The following is a 12,494-nucleotide window of genomic DNA, read 5'->3' as shown; positions in this document are numbered from 1 at the left end:
GGGGAAAGTCCGGTCAATCGACGTTCAGCGAAGAGACATTATCGGCGGCGAGGTTGAGCCGATAGTAGACCGGGACTTGCGCATCGGAGACGACGACGAATTCGTAATAGCCCGATTCCGGGAGTTGTCCGCTCCAGGTGCTGTCCGGCGAATCTTCCAGTAGGGGCGATCGCGAGCCACTGGGGGTGTAGATCGAGAATAAAGTGGCGCTGTTGGCTTGTAAGCTGAGGCGCATGATTTGACCCCGACGCATGGAGGCGATGTAGACGCGACCTTCTCCCGGTTGGAGGGTGCCTTCGACTTCGGTGCGGAAGGCGCCGGGATCGAAGCGCAGGGTGCTCAACCGTTGTCCGGATTCGAGGGTGGCGACCAGGTCGGCGGCGATCGCGTGCCAGACCTGACCGAGGGGACGCTCGATGAAGTCGCGATGGCGCTGGGATGGAAAGTCGTGGAAGAACTGGGCGTCGGCGAGGTCGAATAAGGCGCGACTGCTGACGTGGAGACGGTTGACCGCCGCTTTCCAGCGCGTGCGATCGCTGGCGCCGTAGTTGCCGAGTTGTTGGCGGGCGCTTTCGCTCAACGTGGCGAGGAAATCGAGCAGGTCTTCAGCAATGGCATCCCAGCGCTCGCGCCAGGGGCGATCGACTTCTTCGTAAGAGAGGGTGCGACCTTCTTGTTCCGGGTATTGTTCGTAAAAAACTTCGTTGACGAGATCCACGTAGAAATTGTAGTCGATCGCCAATTGTTGGCGGCGTTGGCGGAGGGCTTCTTTGCGGGCTAATTCTTCCGGAGAATAGCGCGAAGAGACCACGGGTTCCGAGGGGATCGGCTCGAATAACTCCGGTTGTTCCCGTAACGCCCGAGTGGTGCGCCATTGCACCCAACGGTTGCCGCCCCACCAACCGCCCATTCCGGCGAGAGCGACTAAGGCGATCGCGACGGCGGTGGTCGCCCAGGGCGATCGTCGTGACAAGGGTACGGCGCCGTCCGGATCCGTAGTTTCCAGGGGTTGCGGTTCCGACGAAAACACCGCCGGGGATCGGACTTCGTTCGCGGGTATTTCTGGCGGTAACGCCGTCGGTAAATCGGTCGGCCCGATCGCCTTGGGCGGCGAAGGCGCCCCGTTCCTCTGGGGCGAGAGTTGGGCAAGGGCTTGCAGGACTTCCCGGGCGCTTTGGTAGCGTTCGCCTTTGCGTTGGGCGACCATTTTGTTTAAAACGCCTTCGAGAACGGGATTGAGCTTGAGTTCTTCCTGCCAGTTCCAACTTAAGGTTTGGGTGAGGAAAAGCTGTTGGGGTTCTTTTCCGGTGAGCAAGACCAACACCGTGACCCCCAAGGCATATAAATCGCTATGAGGGTAGACAATGCCCAATTGCATTTGTTCTTCCGGCGCGTAACCGACCTTTCCCAGGCGCGTCGCCACGGGAACGGGGGTTCCCGGACCGGAGGGGGAAATAATTTGAGATTCCACCGTCGCCGCGACCTGCTTGACCCCGCCAAAGTCGATCAAGACGGGTAACCAATCGGACTCGCGGCGGATCATGTTGTCCGGGGAAATATCGCGGTGAATGACTCCTCGGGAATGGATGTATTGTAAAACCGGGAGGATGTCGAAGAGCACTTCGACGATTTCCCCCTCGCTAAAGCGTTGGCCTTGGCGTTTGCGATCGGTTAGTAAGGCGCGGTAGGTCTGACCGTCTACGTAGTCTTGGACTAAAAACAGCCGGGTGCGATCGCCGATCTGAGTGCGACACAATTCGCGAAATTTGGGGATTTGCGGGTGTTGCAATTTGTAAAGCACTCCCGCCTCGCGCTCGAACAGTTCCTCGGCTTTTTGGAGGGCGTAAGTGCCTTGAACTTTCGGGGCAAATTCTTTGACGGTGCAGCGTTCGTCAAAACGGTTGATATCTTTAGCGAGATACGTTCGACCGAACCCTCCGTGACCGAGTTCGCGCTCGATCCGGTAGCGATCGCCCAAGATCGTTCCCGGATAAATGCCCCCGGTCGGCGAAGGCAATGCCTCGCCACAATAATGGCAAAACCGACTGTTGGGCGGATTGTCGTGTCCTTGAGAACAATAAAGGGGCTTCATCGCGCTGGGACTCTCCCGCAACGTTGACTACTGGTCTAGCAAATCCATGTTCGATTGTACAAACTCTGCGGGTTGCTTGCATCGCCTAAATGCTGCCGTAGACGGGGATCGCCGCCCCGCGCAAATCGGCTGCCGCTTCAGAGGCTAAAAAGGCGATCGTTTGTGCGAGAGACTCGGGTTTGACCCAGTTTCGTGCATTTTCCGCCCCCATTGCCTCCCGATTGGCGGGGGTATCGATAACGCTCGGTAAAACGCAATTGGCGGTGATGTTCGTACCTTTAGTTTCTTCGGCAATGCTCTGGGTTAGGGCCACTACTGCCGCTTTCGAGGCGCAGTACGCCGCTAACTGGGCGCCCGGTCGGACGGCTCCGCGAGAACCGACGGTGACGATCCGACCGTAACCTGTTTGTAGCATGGTGGCGAGGGCGTGTTTGCACACGAGAAAGGTGGTGTGCAGATTCAAGTCGAAGTCGGCTTTCCAGTTATCAAAAGCATATTCGTGGGTTTTCCCCATCGAAAAACCGCCGACGAGATGGATCGCCGCGTCCACCCGTCCCATGTCGTTGACGAGTTGGGCGACGGTGGCTTCGTCGGTGAGATCCGCTTGGATAAAGCGAATTTTGGTAAATTCGGCGGCGGGAAGGATGCGTTTGAGGCGATCGACCTCGGCGGGTTGACGATAGGGAAGGGTGAGTTTGGCGCCTCGGGTGAGGAGTTCTGGGGTGACGCCGAGTCCGAGTCCGCCCGTTCCGCCCGTGAGTAAGACTTGTTGGTTGTGCATGGTTTGAGTGTTGTTGTACGCGGGATCGATGGCAACTGCACCGCGTCGAGTTGGAGGTTGAAGGACGCGATCGCAGGTTTATTTACAGTTTTATTGACCGTTTTATTTGTCGATAGAGACTTTTGCGTTCTTTCAGTTTGACAGGTGGAGTGGCGATCGCTCAAATGGGCTGTTATCCGCCCGCGTCGGTTCTCCCCGCAAGGATCTAGGGGGCGATCCGGGGTCACCCTGGGAAGGATCTAGAAATTTGGGGCAGTCTAGAAGCAATGGCGATCGCTCGGACTCTCGTTCCCGCCTGCCACCGTTCGACCCCAACCCCCGATTTTCGATGAATTTCAAACCTAGCAAATCCCTTTCTCAATGGCTGCAAAGCTGGCGATCGCGCTCTCGACGCACGATCCCTACTTTTATCGGTTTGTTAGCGACGACCTTGTTGCTATTACTCGCTACACAAGGCTTCTGGCACGGAAATAGCGGCGCCAATCGAGGCGATCGCCCCCTCAATCCCACCATCGAACGGACTTTGTTCGGCAAGCACATTCACCACCTCATTAAAACCACTCGTCGGATACCCGAACCCACCCCGTGGCCCTACGTTCCCTTCGGAAGCTGGCGACTGTGGGATGCTTATGTCGCCTGGCCCAACTTGGAACCGCAACAAGACCAATGGAACTTTGAACTGTTAGATTCCTACGTCGAAATTGCCCGGGAAAAAAACGTCGAACTGCTGCTGGTACTCAGTCTGTCCCCTCGTTGGGCCTCGGCGCGCGCCGACGAACCCTCCGGTTACGGTCCGGGGAATGCGGCAGAACCCGCCAACATCGAAGACTGGCGGGACTTCGTGCGTACCGTCGCCACCCGCTATCGGGGAAAAATTCACTATTACGAATTGTGGAACGAACCGAACGGTTACAAGCGGTTTTACACCGGAAGTTTAGACAAAATGCTAGAACTGTCCCGAGAAGCGTACCAAATTCTCAAAGCCGTCGATCCGTCGGTGACCGTGGTTTCCCCCGCCGCCACCGGGGATAGCGGCAGCAGTCCGGGAGTGCAGTGGCTGGCGGATTATCTGGCGGCGGGGGGAGGCGCTTATGCCGATGTTATCGGCTACCACTTCTACGTGATGCCGGGTTCTCCAGAAAATATGCTCGATCTGATTGGCAAGGTGCAAGGGGTGATGAAAGAATATGGCGTTGGCGATAAACCTTTATGGAATACGGAGGCGGGATGGTTGGGAGACCGACCGTTTGAAAATTCGCAAAAAAGTGCGGCTTACGTGGCGCGATCGTATATCCTCAACTGGAAAGCAGGAGTCCGTCGGCTCTATTGGTACGATTGGGATTACAATCCCATTGTCAGTTTGCGGATGTTGGAAGAAGACAATCGAACGATGACCGCAGCCGGGTTCGCTTACCGGGAAATTCAAAGGTGGTTAGTCGGATCGCGGATGAAGCGTTGCGAGGCGGACTGGCAATCGACCTGGACTTGCGAACTGGAACGGGAGGGAGGCGATCGCGCCTGGATCCTCTGGAACCCCGAAGGTACGAGAACGGTTGACATTCCTCAACGGTGGTCGGTTCGTCAAGTCCGCGATTTGCAAGGGAAGCGCCGCCCCCTGACCCAGAATTCCCTCGAAATTAGTTTTTCACCGTTGTTATTAGAACGATCGCCCCTTACGAGTGCCATCGACTCTGAAGCGAACGAAGATGACTTATGAATGCCAGATTCTTCGTTGAAGAATTTTCAAATTCTCCTTAACCTGCAATCGATCGAGCATCGAGTATGAATGACCTTTCTTTAAATCTTCTGTACACGATCGCCGCCTATCCTCCTTCGATTGGAGGGGCGCAGTTACACACCCATCAAGTAGCATCGCTGTTAGCGCGAGACCATCGGGTGCGCGTGGGGACGCACTGGTGTGAAAATCGTACCGATTGGTTGTTGGGAACGACGTTAAACGCGCCGAGGGATTCCCAGCAGTACGAACTAGATGGGGTGGAAGTTTTCCAGATTAATATTCCCGAAAAACAGCGCTTGCCGCTCATTCCTTATGTCTTGGGTTACTACGGGATTAAAACGCGGGCGATCGAAAAAATTTCTAATACTTTAGTGCCGCAAATTGAAGAACTGGCTCGCGATCGCGACCTCATTCACAACATCAGAATGGGTCGTGAAAATCTCAGTTACGCCTCGCTCAAAGTCGCCCGTAAATTAGATTTACCCTTTATTTTTACCCCCTTGCATCACCCGCGCTGGGTGGGCTGGAATTACAAACAATATATTAATTTATACCGCCAAGCCGATCGCGTCATCGCTTTGACCCCAACCGAAAAACAAACGTTAATCGAATTAGGGGTGAAAGCGGAGCGTATTGTCATCACTGGAATCGGGCCGTTGGTGGCCGATCGCGCCGACCCGGCAAGCTTCCGCGAAAAATATCGCCTGTCCGATCGACCCACCGTCTTATTTATCGGTCAAAAATACAAATATAAAGGGATTAGAACCCTACTCGAAGCCGGACAGCGTTTATTCAAAAAAATTCCCGAACTTCGCTTAGTCTTTATCGGACCGCGCACGCCATTTTCTAAAAAGTTATTCGCCACCATCGACGATCCGAGATTCATCGAAATTGGTTCCGTCAGCTTGCAAGAAAAAACCGACGCCCTCGCCGCCTGCGATCTGTTATGCGTCCCGTCCCTTCAGGAAAGTTTCGGCGGAGTTTATACCGAAGCGTGGATGATGAAAAAACCCGCGATCGGCGGAGATATTCCCCCGATTCGGGACACGATCGACGAGGGAATCGACGGTTTTGTAGTCGGAGCGGATCCGGAGCTGCTGGCGGAAAAGATCCTGGAGTTATTAACAAATCCCTCGTTGCGAGCGGCAATGGGAGAAGCGGGATATCGCAAAGTTTTAGAAAAGTTTACGTGGGAGAAGTTATCCGAAAAGTTAGTGTTAACCTATCGAGAGTTATTACATGGCTCTGGAGCCTGAAACCTTCGGATATAGGGTGCGCGTTCGGGAGTTGTGGGGGGCGATCGCGCTGCGATCGCTCGAAATCCCCTGAAACTCCCTCAAATCTTCCGAAATTCTACGCCTGTAGGCAGCTAAACCCTTCTCGTATAATCGGGAGAGGCCAATGATTCCGGCTTCGTGCTGGGGGCGTATCGTGCAAATCGAAACAACAGGAAACAGGAGAAATCAATGTCTGTAGTCGTCGTCACCGGGTCTGGGGGACTGATCGGTTCGGAAGCGGCCCTATTTTACGGGAAAGAAGGCTATAAAGTTGTCGGGATCGACAACGACATGCGTCAATACTTTTTCGGTAAAGAGTCGTCTACCCGGTGGAACCGAGAACGGATCGAACAAGTTCTCGGGGACAAATACGAGCATCACGAAGCGGATATCCGCAATTGGGAGCAGATTTCGCCCATTTTCGAGAAATACAAGTCGGACATCGCCTTAGTCGTCCATACGGCGGCGCAACCGTCCCACGATTGGGCGGCGAAAGAACCGTTTACGGATTTTTCGATTAATGCGAATGGGACGTTGGTGATGCTCGAAGCCACGCGCCAGTATTGTCCCGAGACGGTATTCGTGCATCTGTCCACCAATAAAGTTTACGGCGATCGCCCCAACACGTTGCCGTTGGTGGAACTGGAAAAACGCTGGGAACTCGATGCTTCCCATCCGTATCAAAACGGCATTCCCGAAGAAATGAGCATCGATAACAGTATGCACTCGCTGTTCGGGGCGTCGAAAGCGGCGGCGGACTTGTTGGTGCAGGAATACGGGCGCTATTTCAACATCAAAACGGCAGCGTTTCGCGGCGGCGTCTTGAGTGGGCCGCAACATTCCGGGGCTCAACTGCACGGGTTTCCGTCGTACTTGATGCGTTGCGCGATGACGGGAACCCATTACACGGTGATCGGTTACAAAGGGAAACAGGTGCGCGACGTGATCCACTGCAATGACGTGATTCGGGCGATCGATGCCTTTTTTAACAAGCCCCGGGTGGCGCAAGCGTACAATCTCGGCGGCGGTCGCGAAAGCAATACCTCGGTTCTCGAAGGGATCGCCATGTGCGAGGAAATCACCGGGAAAAAGATGGACACCAGTTACACCGAGACCAACCGCATGGGGGATCACATCTGGTACATCAGCGATTTGAGCAAGTTTAAATCTCATTACCCGGATTGGAAGCTGACCTATCCGAGTGTCCGCGATATTTTCCAAGAGATTTACGATTTCAACAAAACGCGCTGGACCTAGGGGCGATCGCCGTCCGAGGGGTTAACTCGAATTTGGGCTAAAAGCATCCACGCGATCGCGATTGCCTGTACGATCGCCCTATCTCATCGAGCCGTTAGCGCGCGTCTAATGGCTCGTTTCTATCAGACAACCATCATTGCAAAGAGGTGTTTGGCGTGATTAATCGAGGAAAATACCCGGTGTTAGGGGTGCAAATCTCCGCCATTGATTATGAATACGCCGTCGATGCGATCGTGCGGGCGGCGAAATCGCGATCGCCCCTGGCAGTATCGGCCCTAGCCGTTCACGGCGTCATGACCGGATTTTACGATCCGGTTCACCGCCGCCGCCTCAACGGTCTGGATCTGGTCACTCCGGACGGCCAACCCGTGCGCTGGGCGTTAAATTGGATTCACGGGGTCAAACTGCCCGATCGCGTTTACGGTCCGACCATGACCCTCAAAGTGCTCACCGCCGCCGCCAGCGAAGGGGTTCCAGTCTATTTTTACGGCAGCAAACAGGAAACCCTCGACCAGTTACTCGACAATCTCAAACAAAAATTCCCCAATCTCAAAGTCGTCGGCGCCGAACCGTCGAAATTCCGCCGCCTCAACCCGGAAGAAAAACAAGAAGTCATCCAACGCATCAAAGATAGTGGCGCCGCGATCGCCTTTGTCGGCTTGGGTTGCCCCCGTCAGGAGGTCTGGGCTTACGAGTATCGCGACGAACTCAGTATGCCTTTACTCGCCGTCGGCGCCGCCTTTGACTTTCACGCCGGAGTGCTGCCCCAAGCCCCTTCCTGGATGCAAAATCTCGGCCTCGAATGGCTGTTTCGCCTCGTTCAAGAACCGGGTCGCTTGTGGAAGCGCTACTTATTCTTAAATCCGGTTTATCTGACGTTCGTGTTTTTAGAAATGCTCTCGGTGTCCAAACGCGCCGTCTTGATGCCCGACGGGAAAGAACCGGAGGAATCTTACGGCTAAACCCGTCCCGTGCAAGTTCGACCGACGCCGACCGCCATGCTCGAAAATTACTGGTATATCGCCTGTCGCGCCCGGGAGTTGGCCGATCGCCCGGTCCCGTTCTCCCTGTTCGATCGCCCCTTCGTCTTGTTCCGCGATCGCCACGGACGACCGGGCGCCCTCGAAGATCGCTGCGCCCACCGCAACGCCCCGTTATCGGCGGGCAAGAACTGCGGCGGACTGCTGGAATGTCCCTATCACGGCTGGCGCTATCACACCGACGGTCGCGCCGTAGATATTCCCGCCTTACCCGAAAATACGCCGATTTCCGAGCAGTTGCGCGTCAAAGCTTATCCCTGTGTCGAACAAGACGGCTATGTTTGGGTCTGCGTGGGCGATCGCCCGACCCGCGATCGCCCCTCGTCCTTTCCCCATTTGGGCGATCGCGGCTGGACCACCTTTCACCTGAAAACCCGCTTTCGCGCCCCCGTCGCAAGCTGTTTGGAAAACTTTCTCGACTGTCCCCACGCCACCTTCGTCCATCGTTTCTGGTTTCGCGCCCCCACCGCCAAACCCGTGCGCGCGATCGTCCGCAGCCTCGAAGACGGCGCCGTTGCCGAATATTTCGAGGAACCCCGCGAGAAAAGTTTGGTCTGGTCGTTACTCTCTCAAAAACGCACTCGACTGCAACATACCGATCGCTTTATCGCCCCCGCCACCAGTCGCGTAGACTATATTTTTTCCGATCGCCGCCACTATATCATCACCTCTTCTTGCACTCCACTGAGCGATCGTGAAACCGAAGTTTATACCGTCATCACCTTTCGTTTTGGGGCGATCGGTTGGCTCATTCGCCTCTTTTTTGAACCGATGTCACGCTGGATTATCTATCAAGATGTCAAAATTTTAAACCAACAACAACAGAATATCGATCGCTTCGGTAAAACGGCTTATAAATTCATTCCTCCCGATTTACTCGCCCCTTATATTTGGAAATGGCGACAGGCGATCGCAACCCAAACCCCACCCCCACCCCCCGGACAAGAACATCACGTCGAAATGCGCCTTTAAGATCTAAAATTTAGCTCCAACTCAATTCAGTTAACCTCCCCCGAAAACGTAAAGATTCTTTTCGCTTCGATGCCTTTTTGAAACTTGGCTGTTATCGTGCAGAGAAATTAGGCGATCGCCCCCATAAACTTCCTCAATCGCTCCCTTTCACACCGCGCGATCGCCCCTCTTCTATCGACTAGAGCGGTAAACCATGAGACTGACCATTATTTACCCGGCTGTCGGTCATCGGTTGGGCGAAAACTATGTAGGAACTTGGCAATTAGAACCCCTCGCCCCAGCGATTATTGCCGGATTGACCCCCCAAGAAATCGAGATAGAATTTTACGACGATCGCACCGAAAAAATCCCTTACGATCGCCCCACCGATTTAGTTGTCATTACCGCCATTCAAACCACCTCCGCCCGCCGCGCCTATCAGATTGCCTCCCTTTACCGACAACGACAAATCCCCGTCGTCATGGGCGGTTTTCACGTCACCTTAATGCCCGAAGAAGCGAGCGATTATGCCGAGGCGATCGTTATTGGCGAAGCCGAGGGCTTGTGGTCTAACGTCATCGAAGACTTTCAAAACGGTTGTTTGCGTCGGGTGTACAAACGCAATAGCCGACCAAAATTAGGTGGTTTTCAGGTCGATCGCTCTATTTTTAAAGGAAAACCCTATTTACCCTTAGCCTTTGTAGAAGTCGGACGCGGGTGTCATTTTAAATGTGACTTTTGCAGCATTCAAACTGCCTTCGGCAATTCCCAAAGCCGTCGCCCCCATGGGGAAGCTTTAGCAGAATTAAAAAAGATAAAAAAACCGCTTATTGTCTTTTGTGACGATAACATCACCTCGAACTTAGAACGTGCCAAAGCATTTTTTAAAGAATTGATTCCCTTGAAAATTCGCTGGGTGAGTCAGTGCAGTATTAACGCCGCCCACGACGAAGAGTTTTTAGAACTCTTAAAAGCCAGTGGCTGTCAAGGATTGCTGATTGGATTTGAAAGCATCCATCCCGATAATTTAAAACGGATGGAAAAGGGATTTAATTTAATGAATGGCGGCTATGAAGTTGCCGTTAAAAATTTGCACCGTCATGGGATTCGTATTTACGGGATGTTTTTAGTTGGATACGACGAAGACAGTGCGGAAACCATTCAAGCGGCGATGGATTTTGCCACGAAACATAAGTTTTATGCGATCGCCTTCAATCATTTAACCCCTTTCCCAGGAACGGCACTTTACGATCGCATGAAAGCGGAAGGACGGTTATTATTCGATCGCTGGTGGTTAGATCCGAATTATCGTTACGGTTCGATTCCCTTTGAACCGAAAAAAACCCCTCGGGAAGAATTAGAACAATTAGCACATGCAGCGAGGGTTAAATTTTTCAGCCTTCCTTCGATTCTCAAACGGATGAATTTTGGGGTCAACTGTACCGATGGGTTGATGACGTTGAGCTTTTTTGCACTGAATATTTTCAGTCATCCGGGAATTCGCAGACGTCGCAATTATCCCCTCGGCGATGAGGCGTACAATGGAGAGTTAATTAAAGCGGTTCATTCGCAACCGTTCGGTCTCGATCCGATTGAAGCGTTGGAATGGACGACGGCGTGCGATCGTGCGAGTTAAGGGGTTGTATTTTATAGTGTTTCTGAATTGAATTAGGGAGGATTCCCCTAAATTTTCCTTGAAAAGGGAGAGTGAGAGAGGATCCCCCTAAATTCCCCTTAAAAAGGGGGACTTTACTGCTATAAATTCGTCAATCATTTTTAAGATAATGCGGTTTTTAAAAACTACAATTTCCGGTCTTCAGATGGCCTATTTTACGATTTTATTACTGTTGGGAGGAACGGGCGCTTATTTTTATATCTATCAAAATTTTATGAATGGGGTCGGCGGTGGGATTGCCTTACCAAAATTACTGTGGTTGGCGTATGCGTTGTGGTTTTGGTATTTTTTACCCAGTTTAGTGATTTGCGATCGCCGATTAGCGCCTAAATCTCGGCAAATTTACGGTATTTTTTTAGGGAATATGATTGTGCGGGCGATCGTCGAACTTTGGATGATGTACGGCCCGAAAAATTGGCATCCATATTACGGAATTGCTCACGATTTATTCAGTGCTGTTTTAGTTTTCGGATTGCTGGTTTGGTGGGGATGGAGTCGTCCGGAAACAACGAGTTCCCCTGGCGATCGCCCTGACCAGGGGAACAGTCAACAGTTAACCGATACAGTGCGGTTGAATTTCCAGGTAATGGGGGTGATGTTTTTAATTGAAAGCTATTTTGCTTGGTATATGTTGCAAAACGTGCGATCGGAAAGCGGCCCGGTTTATTTCGTTCCTGGAAGTTCGGATTATGCGGATATTTTAATCCTAACGTGGCTGGTCGTTTTAGCCTTAACCGGGCAGCAAATTATGTTTGCGTGGCAGTGGTTGGGCGATCGCCTTACTTCATCGAATTTTGAACTTTAGCCAAAACATTTTCCATTTCAGATAATTCGACAGCCCCGGCAAATGTTTCGCCATTCATAATAAAAAAGGGCGTCCCGTTAATGCCGAGGGTTTTAGCCAGTTGGAGATCTTTTTCGATCGCATTCGTGGCAGCTTGACCTTCGCGATCGCGGTTAAATTGTTCGAGATCTAACTTCAAATTACGAGCAATTTCTAAGTAAAGTTCTTCGCCCAATCGATTTTGTTGCTCGAATAAAGCATCGTAATAGTCCCAAAATTTATCTTGTTGTTGGGCGGCCCAAGCCGCTTTTGAGGCGGGGATCGCTTGGGGGTGAATGCTCGCTAAGGGCAAGTGCTTGTAAGCCAAAGTCACCGTATCGTTATGCTTTTCCATAAAAGTTTTCACGGTTTCGTGAGCTCGGGCGCAGAAGGGACATTGAAAGTCAGAAAACTCTAATAAAACAATTTTACGATCGCTCGCTCCTTTGGTGGGGGAATCTTCAATCGTCGAACCGGGATTTTCGAGCATTTGCTGTAAGAACTTTTGGCGAGCTTGCTGCATCTGCTCTTCTTTTTGTTGTTGATACTGTTGAACCGACTCCAAAATCACTTCGGGATTTTCGCGAATGACTTCCAACACTTTTTGTTCGAGTTGAGTGTCGTCTGTGGCGCTGTTGGATGTCGTACAACTGGTCAATACCGTGGAACAGACCAACAGAGTACAGAGAATAAAAGAGATGAAACGAAACGGGTACATAAATGACCTCGGTAATTTGAACGACCCGCAAAGGGTAACCGTCCCCAGGATCGGGCTGAAAAATAGCTGGGGATCTGAACGGGGAAACTCATGTCACAGATGATTATGCCCTGGTTTGGTCAGTCGCCGAACGTTAGTTTAA

Annotated in this window: 10 protein-coding genes; 7 read left to right on the top strand and 3 right to left on the bottom strand. The window is 52.4% G+C overall.

Annotated elements, in window-relative coordinates; genetic code table 11:
• Window positions 1-13 precede the first annotated feature (13 nt).
• On the bottom strand, window positions 14-2,092 hold the full coding sequence (locus tag JJD41_RS09410) for a serine/threonine-protein kinase (protein WP_200665689.1): 2,079 nt from the start codon (window positions 2,090-2,092) through the stop codon (window positions 14-16).
• 85 nt (window positions 2,093-2,177) lie between these two features.
• A complete protein-coding gene (fabG, locus tag JJD41_RS09405) occupies window positions 2,178-2,873 on the bottom strand; it encodes a 3-oxoacyl-ACP reductase FabG (protein ID WP_200665688.1) in 696 nt (231 codons plus the stop codon).
• A 328-nt stretch (window positions 2,874-3,201) separates the two neighbouring features.
• Between fabG and JJD41_RS09400 the strand changes: the two genes are divergently transcribed.
• The 7 genes from JJD41_RS09400 to JJD41_RS09370 all read left to right on the top strand — a co-directional run bounded on the left by JJD41_RS09400 (window position 3,202) and on the right by JJD41_RS09370 (window position 11,616).
• A complete protein-coding gene (locus JJD41_RS09400) occupies window positions 3,202-4,590 on the top strand; it encodes a GH39 family glycosyl hydrolase (protein WP_200665687.1) in 1,389 nt (462 codons plus the stop codon).
• A 65-nt stretch (window positions 4,591-4,655) separates the two neighbouring features.
• Complete coding sequence (locus tag JJD41_RS09395) at window positions 4,656-5,867, top strand: glycosyltransferase family 4 protein (RefSeq protein ID WP_200665686.1); 1,212 nt, start codon at window positions 4,656-4,658, stop codon at window positions 5,865-5,867.
• Window positions 5,868-6,077: 210 nt separating this feature from the next.
• Complete coding sequence (locus JJD41_RS09390; protein WP_200665685.1) at window positions 6,078-7,145, top strand: NAD-dependent epimerase/dehydratase family protein; 1,068 nt, start codon at window positions 6,078-6,080, stop codon at window positions 7,143-7,145.
• Between the two features lie 155 nt (window positions 7,146-7,300).
• A complete protein-coding gene (locus tag JJD41_RS09385) occupies window positions 7,301-8,107 on the top strand; it encodes a WecB/TagA/CpsF family glycosyltransferase (protein ID WP_200665684.1) in 807 nt (268 codons plus the stop codon).
• Window positions 8,108-8,116: 9 nt separating this feature from the next.
• The gene (locus JJD41_RS09380) at window positions 8,117-9,157 is read left to right on the top strand and encodes an aromatic ring-hydroxylating dioxygenase subunit alpha (protein ID WP_200665683.1); all 1,041 of its coding nucleotides are present in this window, start codon (window positions 8,117-8,119) and stop codon (window positions 9,155-9,157) included.
• A 193-nt stretch (window positions 9,158-9,350) separates the two neighbouring features.
• Window positions 9,351-10,772: a B12-binding domain-containing radical SAM protein gene (locus tag JJD41_RS09375; protein WP_200665682.1), complete on the top strand. Its 1,422-nt coding sequence runs from the start codon at window positions 9,351-9,353 to the stop codon at window positions 10,770-10,772.
• Window positions 10,773-10,920: 148 nt separating this feature from the next.
• Window positions 10,921-11,616: a hypothetical protein gene (locus JJD41_RS09370; protein ID WP_200665681.1), complete on the top strand. Its 696-nt coding sequence runs from the start codon at window positions 10,921-10,923 to the stop codon at window positions 11,614-11,616.
• On the opposite strand, the gene JJD41_RS09365 is transcribed toward JJD41_RS09370, so the two are convergent.
• Entirely contained in the window at window positions 11,591-12,352 is a 762-nt protein-coding gene (locus tag JJD41_RS09365; protein WP_200665680.1) for a DsbA family protein, read from the bottom strand. The genes JJD41_RS09370 and JJD41_RS09365 overlap by 26 nt on opposite strands.
• Between the last annotated feature and the right edge of the window lie 142 nt (window positions 12,353-12,494).

This window comes from Oxynema mangrovii CENA135 (genome assembly GCF_016632315.1).
Taxonomy (GTDB): domain Bacteria; phylum Cyanobacteriota; class Cyanobacteriia; order Cyanobacteriales; family Laspinemataceae; genus Oxynema; species Oxynema aestuarii.
Note: the sequence above shows the minus strand (reverse complement) of the source record. Positions and strands in the feature narration are given on the sequence as shown.

Excerpts from the sequence above, each read along its gene's own strand:
- JJD41_RS09410 (WP_200665689.1), bottom strand. The coding sequence starts at position 2,092 with ATGAAGCCCCTTTATTGTTCTCAAGGACACGACAATCCGCCCAACAGT.
- fabG (WP_200665688.1), bottom strand. The coding sequence starts at position 2,873 with ATGCACAACCAACAAGTCTTACTCACGGGCGGAACGGGCGGACTCGGA.
- JJD41_RS09400 (WP_200665687.1), top strand. The coding sequence starts at position 3,202 with ATGAATTTCAAACCTAGCAAATCCCTTTCTCAATGGCTGCAAAGCTGG.
- JJD41_RS09395 (WP_200665686.1), top strand. The coding sequence starts at position 4,656 with ATGAATGACCTTTCTTTAAATCTTCTGTACACGATCGCCGCCTATCCT.
- JJD41_RS09390 (WP_200665685.1), top strand. The coding sequence starts at position 6,078 with ATGTCTGTAGTCGTCGTCACCGGGTCTGGGGGACTGATCGGTTCGGAA.
- JJD41_RS09375 (WP_200665682.1), top strand. The coding sequence starts at position 9,351 with ATGAGACTGACCATTATTTACCCGGCTGTCGGTCATCGGTTGGGCGAA.
- JJD41_RS09370 (WP_200665681.1), top strand. The coding sequence starts at position 10,921 with ATGCGGTTTTTAAAAACTACAATTTCCGGTCTTCAGATGGCCTATTTT.
- JJD41_RS09365 (WP_200665680.1), bottom strand. The coding sequence starts at position 12,352 with ATGTACCCGTTTCGTTTCATCTCTTTTATTCTCTGTACTCTGTTGGTC.